Consider the following 16,946-nt stretch of genomic DNA (forward strand, 5'->3'; position numbering starts at 1 on the left):
TGTATAAAAAAAGCTGCCTTTTGAAGGGCAGCTTTTTCAGAAATCAAACTAAACACTATTTTTTCATGAATTTCATCACTTGAATTTCATTGTTTTCATTCAATGCCTTTACAATATAAAGTCCTTTACTCAAATCACTAATCACAAATGGAGTATCTTTAGAATGACTCGCATCAAAACTTTTTACTAATTTTCCAGCCATTGAAAAAATCTGAACTTTAGTAGTATCTGTATTTAAAGTAAAATAATTAGAAGCTGGATTTGGATACAAAAATATTCCAGTCTCTCCTTCATAATTTGCTATTGCCAAATTTGCTACTTTGTTTCCATAAATTCTAAAACCACCTGCCTCAACACTAATAGGTGCCGAAGTATTTGTTACATTAATAGTTGAATTATCCATTAAATTATACCAAGTACCAGTATATGGGAAACCCGTAGATACAGCGCTAGAAGTCACATCAAAATTAGCAAGTACCAAAACATCTTTAAGCTGAGTACTTGCCAGAGCAGTATTTGTTATTTTAATAGTTTGTGATAATGACGAACTATTATTAATCGTTGCAGTACCTATAAAAACAGGCTCTGTTGTTTTCAAACTAATCATCTTTGCCCAATCCGTGTAAATTTTATTTCTACTGTTGTTAGCTAGCCAATTATTTGTCCATTGTGGTTGTGGTTTTGTATCTAACTTACAATCGCCAGAAATAGCATCTGATGGCGTATTTACCGTTCCGTTATTACAACTAAATATAGAGGTATCCCATCCCAGTTCTCCAAAATGCCAAATCATTTTTGGTCCTGGAACCAATAAAGAAACTGCTCCAATAGCTGACATTCTTGACAAGGCAATATCTAATGTTTTTACGTTATGTGCCGGATTTGCACTATTTCCATATTGCAAATTTTTATACATTAGGCGCTCTTCATCATGGCTTTCAGCATACCCCATCAATCTATTAGCCGTAAATCCACGGCTGGAACTTGTCATTCCAGAAATATTCCCAGGGTAACCCATAGATAATTCATTGTAATTATCAGTCATTTTACCCCACATCATGATTCCTTTACTCGGATTTTCGGCAATTTTATAATTTGCCCATTGTTGTTCCTCTGTATTACCTCCTAAATGTTCAAAAATAATATAATGCGTTGGGTCCAGACTCCAAGAATAGTCAGCATACATTTTCAAAACGTCTACTCTATCTTGTTGGTACGCATTGGTACAATTATCTTGACCACCTGCAACACTTGAAGGACAGTTTTGAGTAAAACCTTTCGTTAAATCCCAACGGAAACCATCAATTTTATATTCTTGAATCCATTGTTTTATAACTCGTTTCACATAATTCTGCGTTCCTGGCAACTGATGGTTAAAATCCTCACCCACATTATAACTGTGTTTAGCCTCGGTATTGAAATAAGGGCTTTCAACTGTTGGCGATCCCCAGCCGTCACCTTCAGGGTCGTTCATCCACATTCTAACCATTGGGTTTCGCCCAAAAGCATGATTCAACGCAACATCAAGAATTACCGCTATTCCATTTTGATGGCAAACATCAATCATTTCTTTTAGCTTACTTGAACTCCCGTAAAATTTATCTAAAGCCATGTGAAATGAGGTATTATACCCCCAGCTTTCATTCCCTTCAAATTCCATTACTGGCAATAACTCAATCGCGTTAATCTTCAAATTCTTAAAATAATCGATTCTATCAATTATACTTTGATAATTTCTACCTGCATCAAAATCTCTTACTAAAAGTTCATAAACCACCAGTTTTTCCTTCTCTGGCTTCACGAAATTTGTTGTTGCAGTACTCCAAGCATAAGGTGCTTGTCCTGTTTGTAAAACCGTCACTTCTCTTTCTTGCCCTACTGGATAGACAGGCATATTAGGATAACTTGCAGTGGGAATACCGCCATCATCATAAGGTGACAAAACCAAAGTCGAATATGGGTCGGCTGTTTTTACTAATGCAGGTGAATTAGCAATAGGAGTTGTTTCTCCTACCCAATACTGATACGTATAATTAACCCCCGATGTTAGACCCGTAAGTTCCAACCAAAATTTCCCAGATGTAGGATCTTTTGTCATCGAATAAGCATTGGTAGGTTGCCAGTTATTAAAACTTCCCGCAACATATATAAAATCTTTTAACGGCGCATCAAGTACCAAAGTAGCTTTGGTAGCATCTGTAGTATTATAATTGATCCCATCTAATAAACCCGACAGCATAGTTCCTGATACTGCACCTGGGTTTACAATAACAGTAAATTTCTTAACAAGTGTAGTTGATCCTTGCGTCACTTCAAGTTCATAATTTTGATTAGAAGTGATATTAGTATGGTTATAACTATAATTTGCCGTTGCTGGATTTGTATTAATACTAGCGCCATTTGACTTTAAGTTGTAACTGGCATTACCCGCTGTATTTGTTGCAGTAATATTCAAGCTTGCGCCAGAAGTAATAATAGTAGAGCTATTTTGCGAAGGCGAAGTTAAAGTAACCTGAAAACTTCCCACCTCAGCCAGAATATCTTGTGATTTTTTATCTCCAGTACCATCTTTGGCTTTTATCAAAAATCCTATTTTCCCTATACTAGTTGTATTATAGTACGCAGTGGGTGTTATCGTTTTTGTATAAGTATCAGGTCCTGGGTTATACGTGAATTTACTAGCCTCATCTGATGCAGTCCATGAACCATTCAGAGGTGTTCCTTTTTGCGTTGTATCATCTAAATCAAATGCCCAAGCCCATAAGTACAAAGCATTTCCAGTTACTCCCCAAGTGGCTTCATTTATACTACTCCCATTAACGGTAATAGTGATAGCTGTCGACTCTTCGAAGGTAGTTGGACTAATGCTGTAACTAACGGTTTGTTGTTGGGCGAAAGCCCCAATTGACAAGAAAAACAGTATTAAAAGTATAGTTTTTTTCATAATATTTATTCTTTAAAATTATAAAAAAGGGCTATCGAAAAGATAGCCCTTTTTGGGAAACAAAATATATTATTGTTTTACCATAGTATAAGTATATGCTCTTGGATGACTTAAATCTAAAGTGATTAAATAAGTACCTGCTGTAGTACTAATATTAGTACCTCCAGCTTCTAGAGTACCATCAGCACCAGTATCTCCAAAGTTAAAATCCCAATTGTTATTAGCTCTAAATTTCATTCCGTTATCTGGAGCAGATTGAGTTGTCAAAGTGGCAATAATAGACCAAGTTTTAGCGACCTTATTATAAGTCATCTTAGTATCAGCATCCCAACCACCTGGAGTACCATTACCTACAATTCCCCATACTTGTGCAGTAACTTTATAAGTTAATTTTTCTGTATCAACTTCCATTTTATAATAACCAGCAGCTGGAATTTTAAGATTTGCTCCAGACGTAGCAATAGTACCTGCAGTCGCTCCGGCAGCATATTCCCCTTTCCATTCTGGGAAACTTGTAAATTTATATTCAGCACCAGCATCATTAAAATTGATGTATCCTTCAAAGTCTACTTTACCATATCCTGAAGCAGAAAGCTGTGGAGATGTAGCAGGATCCCAATCATTTGGATATCCAGATGCTTTTGCATAACCACCAGGAACCCATAATTTAGGGCTTTCAGTTGTATAAGGAGTAATTACAATTCCAACTACATTAGAAAGCATTACTTCAGTACCAACAGTAGATTTTACTCTTACTTCAAATTCAGCAGGAGCAAAAGGTGTGCTTTTCAATGTTAATGCTGCTCCATTCATAGTTTCAACTGAAACTGATGCTTGGTTTTCAGATTTTCTTGAAGCTAATACTACAGGTGTTTTAAACGCATTCCCCTTCTTGTCTACTTCTACCGTGTAAACAACTTCTACAGCACCACCATAGTTAGCAGATTTCCATGTAAAACGCTCTGCTTGCGCAGTTGCATTTGCAGGCGAAAGTACATAAGCAGCACCAGCTGTTGGAGCTGTTAATACAGGAGAATCAACTCCTTCGATAACGGGTCTGTCTTGAACATCTTCTACGCTGCAAGACAAAGCAACTACCGCGAATAAGGCAATTATTGATTTAGTTATATTTTTCATTTTTATAAATTTTTAAAATTATTAGTATCCAGGGTTTTGTATTAATTTACTATTTGATGCAAGAGCTGTTGCAGGAATTGGGAATAAATCTCTGTAAGACTGTGTTGGAGATCCTCCAGCCACATTTCCTTTCCAAGGCCATAAATAACTTCCTCCAGAAAATTTACCAAAACGAATTAAATCCGTTCTTCTGTGTCCTTCCCAGTGCAATTCTCTACCTCTTTCATCAAGAATAAAATTCAAGGTAAGATCTCCTTGAGTAACGGCTGCTCCTTTAGCTCTAGTTCTTAAATCATTAACATATTTTGTAGCAGTAACTAAACTTCCACCTGCACCTCTTACAGCACATTCTGCATACATTAAATAAGCATCTGCTAAACGGAAAATAGGAAAATCAGCATCCGAGAAATTTCCCGCTTTATCTGAACCTTGTACGCCATTTACATCTACATTTCTAAATTTCTGAATAGCATATCCATCTGTGAAATTTCCAATTTCTTTGATTTCTTTTGTTTGCCCATCTTTATAAAATTGTCCACGGGTATCTGTTGTATTAGCATCAAATTTATCAACAAAAGCAGAAGTAGTTCTTATACCACCCCATCCACCATTGATACCAAAGTCAGCAGCTTTCATACTTCCACCCACTGGCGCATGTGTCAAGAAAGTTGTTCCACCATAAGTTTGTGTACGAAGACCATCAAAAGCTATAGCAAAGATAAATTCGTTTTGCGATCCATTTTTATCATTATCAGCGAAGAACAATTGATTGTAATTAGTATGCAATTTATAAGCAGAACCAGTAATTTTTGTAAGTAAAGGAAGTGCCTCAGCATAATGATCTTTACCAGTATATACCTTTGCATTCATATACAAATTAGCTTGTAACATCCAAGCAGCAGCTTGATCTACACGAAATGCTTCGTTCGATTTTGGTGCTTTCAATAAAGGTGTAATCGCTGTCAATTCTTCATCAACAAACTTGTATAACTCTGCTCTTGTAGCATATTCTGGATAAAAGAAAGTGCTTGGAGACTCCTCAGTTACTAAAGAACCACCACCGAACATATCAATTAAATGCCAATACGTCATCGCTCTTAAAAAACGAGCTTCTGCTCTATAAGTAGCAATTTCTGCTTTCAAAGTAGCATCTACTCCTCTTGCCGCTAATTTCTCATCTGTAGTTTGTCTTAAAAACTCATTACAGTTTACAACTTGAAAAGAGTAACGTGCAAAAACAGCAGTTACAAAACGATCTAAAGAAGTCCATGTTTGTGAATGTAAGTCTTTTATAGTTCCATCATTCCAAGCAATAACTGCTTCATCAGTAGTTAACTCCTGTAATAACCAATATCCTCTTATGTACTGGCTTTCACCCTCATCGATTCCAGAAATATCTGGCGACCCTGAAGGTCCCGATTGTCCTGAAGTAGCAAAACCTGCATATAATTTTGCTAGATTTTGTTTATAAGAAGCTGCATCAGTAAAAAATTGATCCCCTGGAATAGCATTTGTGCTTTCAGGTGCTTGGTCTAAATCATTGGTACATGATGGAAATAAAAACACCATCAATAACAATGAAATACCCAATAATTTTATTTGTGTCTTTTTCATTTTTCTTTTTGTTTGTATTAGAAATTAACGTTTAAACCTAACGTGAAAATAATTGGTCTAGGATATAAAGTATTATCAATACCACCAGAAATTTCTGGATCCAAACCATCATATTTAGTAATAGTTAGAACATTTTGAGCTGACAAAGTTAATTTCACTAATGAAGATGATTCTGGTTTTTGATTGAAAGTATAACCAACACTCACATTATTTAACTTAATAAACGAAGCGTCTTGTACATAATAATCAGAATGCAATTGAAGGTCATTTGATTTAGCAAAACGAGTTTCTAATAAATTAGCAACTCCATTAGATAAATCTGTTTGTCTTAATAATACATTAATATCCGTTCCAAAATTAGAATCTACATTGTTGTACATGTAATTACCCCAAGATCCTCTCCAATCCATTGAAAAATCGAAGTTTTTATAAGTTACACTTGTATTGAAACCGTAGAAAACATCAGCTGCCGGTTTATGAAAACGGTATTTATCCTGTTCATTAACGATCCCGTCTTGGTTTCTATCAATAAAAACTCCGTCAAGTGGTTTTGCATCAGCACCATATGCTTGCTCATACACAAAGAATGAACTTGGCGCATATCCTACTTGGTGATTTTGAATTGTATTTCCTGTACCTCCAGAGATACCACCTACACTAATACCAGGAGTATTAGGTTGAGTAGTCGTTAACTTTGTGATTTTAGAATCTTGAAAAGTAACGTTTCCACCTATCGTCCATTCAAAATCTTGAGTACGAACCGGAATAACCTCAGCTAACAATTCAATACCTTTATTCTCGATTGTTCCTACGTTATAATTGTCATAATTTGAAAAACCAAAGAAAGATGGGTTTTGAGTGTACAACAATAAATCCTTAGTCGTTCTTTTATACAAATCTACACTTCCTGTAAGTCTGTTGTTGAACAAGCCATAGTCAAGACCAGCATTTAAAGTGGTTGTTTGCTCCCATTTCAAGTTACTATTGTACGGTTGCGGTCTAAAAGTAGAATAAAAAGTATTCCCAAATTGATATTGAGCCGTACTATTAGAAATTAAATACAACGGAATCGAAGGATAACTTACTCCAATGTCCTGTTGTCCTGTAATACCCCAACCTCCTCTAATTTTGAGAGTAGAAATACTAGCTACATCTTTCAAGAAACTTTCTTCGTTTAACTTCCAAGCTACTGCTACTGCAGGGAAATTTGCCCATCTGTTTGACTCTGTGAATCTCGATGTCCCATCACGTCTGTAAGATGCCGTAATAATATATTTATCAGCAATCGTGAAGTTTGTTCTAGCAAAGAAAGATTGTAAGTTCACTCTAGAAGGAACAGGAACACCAGGAACCGTTACATTATTTTGGAAATCAAAAGAAGACCCATCATTTACATCTCTAAAATCTTGATACGTATATCCACCCGTTGCATCAATTTGCGTATCGATTGCATCTACTTTCTTATTGTAGTTTAAATACAAATCCATCACTTTATTAAATCTTGAACCTGTATTTTCATACGTATTATTGTGTCCTGAACCTTTAATTCCGTTAAGGAAATTAGCACCTGTACCGCCGTAAGATCTTCCGCTCAATTGATCATAACCAAAGTTAGCTACCGCTTTTAGTTCTGATAAAAAATGCATTTTATATTCCGTTTGGATGTTTCCAATACTTCTGTATGAAGTACCATAGTTATCAAACTGATCAATTAAAGAAACAGGGTTTCTTCCAGCCAACTGATTTATTTCAGTAGGTGAAGTATACCATTGGAAAAAAGTACCGTCAGCATTTCTAACCGCTTGTGAAGGGTCAAAACTAATAGCCGCACCAATTGCACCTCTATTACTGTAGTTGTTTTTAATTGATGATGTATTGTTGTTTAATTCAATTTTCAAATGTTTGTCCAAGAAATTTCCAGTTACACCAACTCCAAGAGTTGTTCTTTGCATGTTATCTCTTTTTAAGATACCATTCAAATTAGCATATCCAACAGAAGCTCTGTAAACTACATTATCAGTTCCACCGCTTAAAGCAATATTATGATCAGTACCAATAGCAGTTCTGAAAATTTCATCTTGCCAATTCGTATCAGCACTACCTAGTAAAGCTATTTGAGCAGCACTACCATTAGCAGTAACAAAGTCTTTAAATTGAGTAGACGACAAAGCATCTACTTTATTAGTAACTTCAGAAACTTGAAGATTTCCATTGTAATTCACTTTCAATTCTCCAGCTTTTCCTTTTTTGGTAGTAATAATAATTACACCATTAGAAGCACGAGAACCGTAAATAGCAGTTGCCGAAGCATCTTTTAATACTGTAATAGATTCTATATTATTTTGATTTATCGTAGACAATGGATTTCTTCCTCCATTAATCCCACCAGCCGCAACTGGAACATTATCAATCACATATAAAGGATCGTTATTTGCAGATAATGACGAACCACTTCTAATTCTAATCGTAGCACCTTCACCTGGAGAACCTCCTCCATTAATGATTTGCAAACCAGCTACTTTCCCTTGAATCATTTGATCCGCAGAAGTTACTGGTCCTTTATTAAAATCTTTCGATGTCAAAACGGTTACTGCTCCTGTCGCATCTTTTTTCTTAACGGTACCGTAACCCACTTGGATTACTACTTCACTTAATTGATTTGCATCTTCTTCTAGTGAAACCGTTACTGATTTTTGAGCATCATAGTTAATGACTGTATTTTTGTAACCAATGAAAGAAAAAACGATTTTAGCGCCTTTCTTAGCATTTGGCAATTGAAACTTTCCGTCAAAATCTGTCGAAACTCCATTTGTGCTACCTTGTACATTTACATTTACTCCAGGAATGGGCTGTCCTGATGATTTATCAAGAACAGTTCCACTAAGAGTATTCTGAGCCAGAATACTAAAAGGAAGTAACAGTAATAAAAATAACAACTTTTTATAAATTGTTTTCATACTTTTTGTTTAAATTAATTTGTGTTTTGGGTTGTGTTTTTAACTTTTAATTTTACTTCGAACGCTAAATTTATATAAATTTTAACAGCCCCGACAAAGACTATTTTATATTAGTTTACGAAAACGTGATAGTGTTGAAAACTTTCTCTATTACCCAATTATTTAAGGGTTAAATTGCCATTAATAAAAACAAACCATATCTTTATTACGAAAATAATTTTTATCAATTTTACAATTATGACATCGCCACTAACAAAAAATTTGATGCAAATAAGCACCAAAAAATAAAACAGCGATACTACATCTGACCACTAAAAAATAAATTCCATCTCTATGAAAAGGAAAGTAACGCTTAAACAAATTGCTAAAGAACTTGACGTTTCAATCTCTACAGTTTCAAAATCATTAAGAAATAGCTTGGAAATCGGAGAAGATACCCGATTAAAAGTGCAGGCTTTTGCTAAGTTCTACAACTATAGACCCAACAACATTGCCTTAAGTTTAAAGAACCGAAAAACAAAAACCATAGGAATTATTATACCAGAGATTGTCCATTATTTTTTCTCCACGGTCATCAATGGAATAGAACAAGTAGCAAATGAAAATGGATACAGTGTTATCATCACGCTATCTGACGATTCGTTTGATAAAGAAGTTCTTAACATGGAAATGCTTGCTAATGGAAGCATTGATGGCTTTATCATGTCCCTATCGAAAGAAACCCAGTTTAAAGGCGATTACCACCACATTTCAGAAGTAATAGATCAAGGAATGCCAGTCGTTATGTTTGACAGAGTTTCTAATGAAATCCTGTGTGACAAAGTGATTATTGACGATAAACTGGCAGCTTACGAAGCAGTCCAAAGCCTTATCGACAAAGGCAGAAAAAAAATAGCCTTGGTTACCACCGTCGATTATGTAAGTGTAGGTAAACTAAGAACAGATGGCTACACTAAAGCCTTACTAGACAATGGAATTCCTTTTAATGAGGATTTAATCATTAAAATTGAAGATGTAGATACTTGCGAAATCATCATTGGTAAACTACTAGAAGACAAAGCTATCGATGCCGTTTTTGCCGTAAACGAACTCTTTGCCGTCACAAGTATTAAAGCCGCAAACAAAATGGGAGTGAATGTCCCTAAAGACCTGGCTGTAATCGCATTTACAGATGGAATTATTTCTAAATACTCTACTCCTACTATTACAACCGTAAGTCAAAGTGGAAAAAAAATGGGCAATAGAGCGGCAAAAATGCTGATTGACAGACTGGAACTGGAAGACGAACATCTAGAAGAAGAAAATTATAAAACTGAAGTAATTGAAACCCATCTTATCGAAAGGGAATCTACCTACCAAGCTTAGAACTTAGATATTTTCCTATTTTATTCATTACTACAACCTTGTAGTTAAAAAAGTTGCTTTTTATTCGTATCGAAAAAATAAAAGATTGAAATAAATTTTTATATTTACCCAGTCAACGCTTTTACTTTTACTTCGAAAATAAGTTAAGTTTTGATAAGCATAGCGCTTATCGTTAATATATAAATTACGATAATGGAGAAGCGTAAATTAAGTTTCTGGCAAATTTGGAACATGAGTTTCGGGTTTCTGGGAATTCAAATGGGTTTTGCCTTGCAAAATTCGAATGTCAGTAGAATATTTCAGACTTTAGGTGCTAACATTGACGACATCCCAATTTTATGGGTTGCCGCTCCTATGACGGGCTTAATTATCCAACCTATAATTGGTTATTTTTCAGACAGGACCTGGACAAAATTAGGACGAAGAAAACCCTACTTTTTAGCGGGTGCAATTTTAGCATCGGCAGCATTATTTATAATGCCCAATTCTCCCGTTTTATGGTTTGCAGCTGGGATGCTCTGGATCATGGACGCTTCCATCAATGTTTCGATGGAACCATTTCGCGCTTTTGTTGGAGACAATCTTCCAGAAAAACAACGTACCATGGGATTTGCCATGCAAAGTTTTTTTATCGGAATTGGCGCTTACTTCGCATCAAAATTACCATTAATCTTTACTCATTTCGGAGTTCAAAATACCGCTCCGCTTGGTATCATTCCCGATTCAGTTAAATACTCGTTCTACTTTGGTGGAGTCGTATTTATTGCAACGGTGTTATGGACTGTTATCACTTCTAAAGAATATTCTCCTGAAGAACTAGAAGCTTTTGAAAAACACAAAGAAACAACATTCACAAAAGAAGAACATTCTGCTGAGTGGTTCGTTACTAACGGAAAATCGCATTTAACAAAAGGAATACTATTTCTTGTTGTAAGCGCCTTATTTTCATTCGCAATTTATGAATACGATCTAAAGAAAGACTTGTATGTTTTAGCTCTCGGTCTTATTGGCTTAGGAGGATTAGCGATGTTAGTATCTGGTATGATGCAAAAAAACAACAATACCGAAAATGGCTTTGTAACCATCATGAATGACTTCCAGTTCATGCCAAAAATCATGAAGCAATTAGCCTGGGTACAATTTTTCTCTTGGTTTGCGCTTTTCTCCATGTGGATTTACACGACTCTCGCGGTTACACAACATATTTATGGAACGACAGATACAACCTCTGAAACGTATAATACGGGGGCGAATCAAGTAGGTGAAATGTTTGCCAATTATAATTTAATTGCAGCAATAGCAGCCTTTTTACTACCGGTACTAGCAAAATATACTAGTACAAAATTCACGCACTTTATTGCATTAGTATGCGGTGGACTTGGCCTTATATCCATCTACTTCATTCAGGAGCCAACGGTTTTTATGATGGAATGGCTTCCAATGATTGGTGTTGGAATTGCTTGGGCAAGTATCCTGTCTATACCTTACGCAATGTTATCCGGTTCATTACCTTCTAACAAAATGGGCTATTACATGGGAGTTTTTAACTTCTTTATCGTAATCCCACAATTAGTAGCTGCTTCTATTTTAGGATTTTTAGTTTCTAAATTTTTTAACAGCGAACCTATTTATGCACTTTTAATTGGTGGAGTTTCCATGATTCTTGCCGGAATTATTTCTCTTACCATTAATGACGAATCAAAAATTATAATAAATGAATAAGAAAGCATTCATCTTCGACCTTGACGGAGTAATTGTTGACACCGCCAGATATCATTTCTTAGCGTGGCAAAAAATTGCAAATGAATTAAATATTGATTTCACATTAGAAAACAACGAGCTATTGAAAGGCGTAAGCCGAGTACGCTCTCTTGATATTATTTTAGAATTAGGAAAAGTAGAAGCTTCGCAAGAAGACAAAAACAGATGGTTGATCCAAAAAAACGAAGAGTACCTATCGTACTTAGTCGATATGGATCAAAGTGAACTACTGCCAGGTGTTCTATCAATGCTACATTACTTAAAAGAAAAAAACCAACCGATTGCTTTAGGATCAGCCAGCAAAAATGCTAGGCCTATTTTAGAGAAAACCGGAATCAGACATTACTTTGATGTTGTTGTGGATGGAAATGATGTTTCGAATGCAAAACCGGATCCAGAAGTATTCTTAATTGCAGCTAAATTACTAGACGTTAGTCCTGAGAACGCGATTGTTTTTGAAGATTCTGTGGCAGGAGTTCAGGCAGCCAATATTGGAAAAATGACAAGTATCGGAATTGGAGAAGAATCTGTTTTATTTGAAGCAAAATACATATTTGAGGATTTTACCCATATAGAAGAAAGCTTTATAGAGTCTTTAATAAACAAGAAAACGAATTAATTAGAGAACGAGATAATTCTCAAAATTTCGAATAAATTATAAAACCAATTAAGCAATTTTATAATTGCCTAATGATCTAATTAAAACAAAATGAACCAAGATTACATAAAACCAGACAATTGGTCCATCATTGAAGAAGGATTTGATACAGAAAGCGTAAAGTCCTCTGAAAGCCTTTTTAGCATTGGTAACGGTGCGATGGGACAACGCGCTAATTTTGAAGAAAATTATACAGGCGAAACTTTTCAGGGAAGTTATATTGCAGGAATTTATTATCCGGATAAAACTAAAGTGGGATGGTGGAAAAATGGCTATCCTGAATATTTTGCCAAAGTTTTAAATGCTCCAAACTGGATTGGGATTGAAATCGAAATAAACGATGAGACTTTCGACTTGAATACCTGTACCGAAATAAAAAACTTTCGTCGTGAATTGAATATGAAAGAAGGTTGGTACAGTCGTTCTTTTGAAGCAAAATTAAAAAACGGAACTGAAATCGCTGTCAATGTGGTGCGTTTTCTTGCTCTAGATTTAGACGAAGTAGGAATCATCAATTATGAAATCACTCCTTTAAATAAGGACGCAAAAATCGTCTACAAACCCTATATTGATGCTGGTGTTACTAACGAAGATGCTAACTGGGATGAAAAATTCTGGGAACCGCTTGAAGTAAAACACACCGGTAACGAAGCATTTGTAACAGCACAAACGTTTAAGACGCATTTTAAAGTGACTACTTTTATGCAAAACAGCATTTTAGAAAACGGCAAAAACTTAAACCTTTCACCTACAAATTTTAATACAACGACTGATAAGATTCAGAGTATTTATGCAGCAATAGTAGCACAAGGAAAGACCTCTTCTATTCAAAAAATAGGAGGATACACTGTTTCGCTAAACCACACCAATACACAAGCTGCTGCTGAGAAAGCAATACAAGCTGCTTTAGCTTTAGGCTACGATCAATTATTGGAAGACCAAAAAGAAGCTTGGTCAAAAATCTGGGAGATGTCAGACATCACCATTGAAGGCGACGTAAAAGCACAACAAGGAATTCGTTTCAATATTTTTCAACTAAACCAAACCTACTTAGGTAAAGACAGCCGATTGAATATTGGTCCAAAAGGATTTACTGGCGAAAAATATGGTGGATCAACGTATTGGGACACTGAGGCTTATTGTATTCCATTTTATATGGCTACAAAAGACCAACAAGTAGCGCGTAATTTATTGACTTACCGTTACAACCAGTTGGATAAAGCAATTGAAAATGCCCAAAATAATTTAGGCTTTAAAAACGGAGCAGCTCTATATCCAATGGTCACCATGAATGGTGAAGAGTGCCATAATGAATGGGAAATCACACATGAAGAAATTCACAGAAATGGTGCGATCGCCTTTGCTATTTTTAACTACTATCGTTTTACTGGTGATTACTCTTATATTCCTGAAAAAGGATTGGAAGTATTAATTGGTATTGCACGCTTCTGGCATCAAAGAGCTAATTTCTCTAAAGATAAAAATCAGTATGTAATCTTAGGGGTTACGGGACCTAATGAATATGAAAACAACATAAACAATAATTTCTATACTAATTATATTGCAAAATGGTGTATTGATTATACGTATGAACAACTTCAGAGAGTTTCATTGGAATTCCCATCAGACCACAAACGAATTATTGAAAAAACAAAGCTGGCTGAATCTGAACTAAAGGAATGGAAAAAAGTAGCTGATAACATGTACTTTCCAGTCTCTAAAGAATTGGGTGTATACTTACAACAAGATGGTTTTTTAGACAAAGACTTAGTTCCAGTAAAAGATTTGGATCCCGCACAACGACCAATTAACCAAAAATGGTCTTGGGATCGAGTATTGCGTTCGCCTTATATCAAACAAGCTGATGTATTACAGTGTTTTTATTTCTTTGAAGAGCATTTCACTAAAGAGGAATTGAAACGCAACTTTGAATTTTATGAATCTTTTACCGTGCATGAAAGTTCACTTTCTCCATGTGTACATTCTATACAAGCGGCTTCATTAGATAAGATGGAGATGGCGTATACTTTTTACTTAAGAACATCCCGTTTAGATTTAGATGACTATAATAAAGAGGTTGAAGAAGGCTGTCACATCACTTCTATGGCTGGAACCTGGATGAGTATTGTTGAAGGTTTTGGGGGAATGCGCGTGAAAAACGACACCCTTAATTTCTCTCCAAAAATCCCTAAAGAATGGGAAGGATACTCCTTTAAAATTAATTTTAGAAATCAGATTATAAAAGTAGCAATCACTCATATCGAAACTACTTTTTCAGTAGATGGAACTACAGATTTAGCTATTGTAGTAAACGGAAAAAATATTACCGTATCGCCAAACAGCCCGATTGCTGTATCACAAAATTAACTGTAAAGAACTTGTAGACAATTCTTTCACTTAATTACAAGTCCACTGTGGCTAACAAACAATCCCAATATTCATTGGGATTGTTTAATTGATTTAAGTTGTACTTCAAGATCTGATATCAATAAAAAGAGAATAACGCAAGCACTTCAAGTAGTGACATCCACAACTTTAATTGTCTGAAAAAAATCTAATCGTAATCATTATGTGCTTAAATATGAATAAATTTACCTCGATTTCACTGGGAAACATATCTTTTTTAAAAATCATTCCCATAATCCTTTTTTTTATGTCTCTAACCATAAATGCACAAATTGACAGGGTCGAACCTCCCTTTTGGTATGCCGGAATGCATAATCCAGAAGTACAGATTATGTTTTATGGTAAAAACATAGCGCAATATGAAGTCACAGCTTCAAATTCCATTGCCATCACCAACCTAAGGAAAACGGAAAACCCGAATTATTTATTTGTTACCATTAACACTAAAAATGTTGCTGCTACCGAAATCATCTTTTCGTTCAGAAACAAAAATCAAATTGCTTTTACACATAAATACAGCATAAAGAAAAGAAGAGAAAAATCAGCAGAGCGTAAAAGTTTTGACGCATCAGATATGATGTACCTTATCATGCCCGATCGTTTTGCTAATGGTAACCCTAAAAATGACAGCAATAGCGCAACTGTAGAAAAATACAATCGTGATCTACCCGGAGGAAGACACGGTGGAGACATTCAAGGGATAATAAATAACTTAGATTATATTTCCTCTCTTGGAGCGACTGCAATTTGGAGCACGCCTCTTTGCGAGGACAACGACAAAGCGTTTTCGTATCATACCTATGCGCAATCTGACGTCTATAAAATTGACCCTCGTTATGGGACTAATGAAGACTACGTGCGATTGGCCTCTGAGATGCATAAAAGAGACATGAAACTAGTAATGGACTATGTTACTAATCATTGGGGAATTGAACATTGGATGATGAATGATTTACCCACACAGGATTGGATTCATCAATTTGAAAACTATACCCAAACAAATCACAAACGCTCAACGATAAGCGACATTAATGCTTCTAAAATAGATACTGAAATCTGTCTTGATGGTTGGTTTGTTCCATCCATGCCTGATTTAAACCAATCGAATCCTTTGGTACTAAACTACCTCAAACAAAATGCTATTTGGTGGATCGAATATGCAAATCTAGACGGCTTCAGAGTCGACACTTATAACTATTCTGACCCCGCTGGAATTGCATCTTGGACAAAAGCCATCACTGATGAATACCCTAATTTCAATATTGTAGGGGAAATATGGATGCACGATCAAGCCCAAATGGCTTATTGGCAAAAAGACAGTAAAATTGGTGCTATACAAAACTACAATTCGTACCTCCCAAGTGTTATGGATTTTACTTTACACGATGCCATTGGTACTGTTTTCAATGAAGATGACGGAAGTTGGGACAAAGGAATGGTAAAAGTATATGACAATTTCGCTAATGATTTTTTATATCCAAACATCAATAGTATTATGGTTTTTGCCGAAAATCATGATACCAACCGCATCAATCACGTCTATCAAAATGATTTTAGAAAATACCAAATGACCATGGCTTTAATAGCTACTGTCCGCGGGATTCCACAATTGTATTACGGTAGCGAAATAGGAATGGGCGGAGATAAAGACAAAGGAGATGCTGACATACGCCAAGATTTCCCCGGAGGCTGGATAGGCGATGAAAACAATGCTTTTACGAAAGAAGGCCGTACTTCATATCAAAATGAATATTTTGACTTTACATCTAAATTGTTCCAATGGAGAAAAACGAATGAAGCGGTACATTTCGGAAAAATGACGCACTACATTCCTGAAAACAACGTCTACGTCTATTTTAGATATACTGATAAAAAAACGGTTATGATTATAATGAACAATAGCAACGAGAATCAAACGATGAATACCGCTCGTTTTAAGGAAAATATAAAAGAGTTCACAACGGCCAAAAACGTTTTAACAGACTTGACTTTCCAAATCTCTACCGAAATTAGCTTGGAAGCAAAGTCGGTTGTAATTTTAGAATTAAAATAAAACATATCAAAACAGATGTAACAAATACATCTACAAAATCAGTTCAACAAT

General features: G+C 35.4%; 9 protein-coding genes. 5 read left to right on the forward strand and 4 right to left on the reverse strand.

Translation table 11 applies throughout. The annotated features are described in order from the left end of the window. Positions 1-55 precede the first annotated feature (55 nt). From BLV35_RS10125 to BLV35_RS10140, 4 genes are all read right to left on the reverse strand, one after another. Positions 56-2,944 (reverse strand): alpha-amylase family glycosyl hydrolase, encoded by a 2,889-nt coding sequence (locus BLV35_RS10125; RefSeq protein WP_091089030.1) that lies wholly within the window; start codon positions 2,942-2,944, stop codon positions 56-58. A gap of 69 nt (positions 2,945-3,013) precedes the next feature. Beyond that, positions 3,014-4,081 carry a SusE domain-containing protein gene (locus BLV35_RS10130; protein WP_091089034.1) on the reverse strand — a complete coding sequence of 356 codons (1,068 nt, stop codon included), beginning with the start codon at positions 4,079-4,081 and terminating at the stop codon, positions 3,014-3,016. Positions 4,082-4,102: 21 nt separating this feature from the next. Beyond that, positions 4,103-5,695 (reverse strand): RagB/SusD family nutrient uptake outer membrane protein, encoded by a 1,593-nt coding sequence (locus BLV35_RS10135; protein ID WP_091089037.1) that lies wholly within the window; start codon positions 5,693-5,695, stop codon positions 4,103-4,105. A gap of 17 nt (positions 5,696-5,712) precedes the next feature. Then, a complete protein-coding gene (locus BLV35_RS10140; protein WP_091089040.1) occupies positions 5,713-8,652 on the reverse strand; it encodes a SusC/RagA family TonB-linked outer membrane protein in 2,940 nt (979 codons plus the stop codon). A 333-nt stretch (positions 8,653-8,985) separates the two neighbouring features. Here BLV35_RS10140 and BLV35_RS10145 point away from each other — a divergent pair, with 333 nt between their 5' ends. The 5 genes from BLV35_RS10145 to BLV35_RS10165 all read left to right on the forward strand — a co-directional run bounded on the left by BLV35_RS10145 (position 8,986) and on the right by BLV35_RS10165 (position 16,895). Beyond that, entirely contained in the window at positions 8,986-10,017 is a 1,032-nt protein-coding gene (locus BLV35_RS10145) for a LacI family DNA-binding transcriptional regulator (RefSeq protein ID WP_091089043.1), read from the forward strand. A 192-nt stretch (positions 10,018-10,209) separates the two neighbouring features. Beyond that, the gene (locus tag BLV35_RS10150; protein WP_091089048.1) at positions 10,210-11,739 is read left to right on the forward strand and encodes an MFS transporter; all 1,530 of its coding nucleotides are present in this window, start codon (positions 10,210-10,212) and stop codon (positions 11,737-11,739) included. Further along, entirely contained in the window at positions 11,732-12,397 is a 666-nt protein-coding gene (gene pgmB / locus BLV35_RS10155) for a beta-phosphoglucomutase (protein ID WP_091089050.1), read from the forward strand. Before BLV35_RS10150 ends, pgmB begins: the two co-directional genes overlap by 8 nt. 90 nt (positions 12,398-12,487) lie before the next feature. Continuing rightward, positions 12,488-14,803 (forward strand): glycoside hydrolase family 65 protein, encoded by a 2,316-nt coding sequence (locus tag BLV35_RS10160; RefSeq protein ID WP_091089054.1) that lies wholly within the window; start codon positions 12,488-12,490, stop codon positions 14,801-14,803. Positions 14,804-15,017: 214 nt separating this feature from the next. Further along, the gene (locus BLV35_RS10165) at positions 15,018-16,895 is read left to right on the forward strand and encodes a glycoside hydrolase family 13 protein (RefSeq protein ID WP_091089058.1); all 1,878 of its coding nucleotides are present in this window, start codon (positions 15,018-15,020) and stop codon (positions 16,893-16,895) included. The last annotated feature ends 51 nt before the right edge of the window (positions 16,896-16,946 follow it).

Source organism: Flavobacterium gillisiae (genome assembly GCF_900107635.1).
Taxonomy (GTDB): domain Bacteria; phylum Bacteroidota; class Bacteroidia; order Flavobacteriales; family Flavobacteriaceae; genus Flavobacterium; species Flavobacterium gillisiae.

What these genes read in the sequence shown, in the direction of transcription:
- BLV35_RS10125 (WP_091089030.1), bottom strand. Translation starts at nt 2,944, where the DNA reads ATGAAAAAAACTATACTTTTAATACTGTTTTTCTTGTCAATTGGGGCT.
- BLV35_RS10130 (WP_091089034.1), bottom strand. Translation starts at nt 4,081, where the DNA reads ATGAAAAATATAACTAAATCAATAATTGCCTTATTCGCGGTAGTTGCT.
- BLV35_RS10135 (WP_091089037.1), bottom strand. Translation starts at nt 5,695, where the DNA reads ATGAAAAAGACACAAATAAAATTATTGGGTATTTCATTGTTATTGATG.
- BLV35_RS10140 (WP_091089040.1), bottom strand. Translation starts at nt 8,652, where the DNA reads ATGAAAACAATTTATAAAAAGTTGTTATTTTTATTACTGTTACTTCCT.
- BLV35_RS10145 (WP_091089043.1), top strand. Translation starts at nt 8,986, where the DNA reads ATGAAAAGGAAAGTAACGCTTAAACAAATTGCTAAAGAACTTGACGTT.
- BLV35_RS10150 (WP_091089048.1), top strand. Translation starts at nt 10,210, where the DNA reads ATGGAGAAGCGTAAATTAAGTTTCTGGCAAATTTGGAACATGAGTTTC.
- pgmB (WP_091089050.1), top strand. Translation starts at nt 11,732, where the DNA reads ATGAATAAGAAAGCATTCATCTTCGACCTTGACGGAGTAATTGTTGAC.
- BLV35_RS10160 (WP_091089054.1), top strand. Translation starts at nt 12,488, where the DNA reads ATGAACCAAGATTACATAAAACCAGACAATTGGTCCATCATTGAAGAA.
- BLV35_RS10165 (WP_091089058.1), top strand. Translation starts at nt 15,018, where the DNA reads ATGAATAAATTTACCTCGATTTCACTGGGAAACATATCTTTTTTAAAA.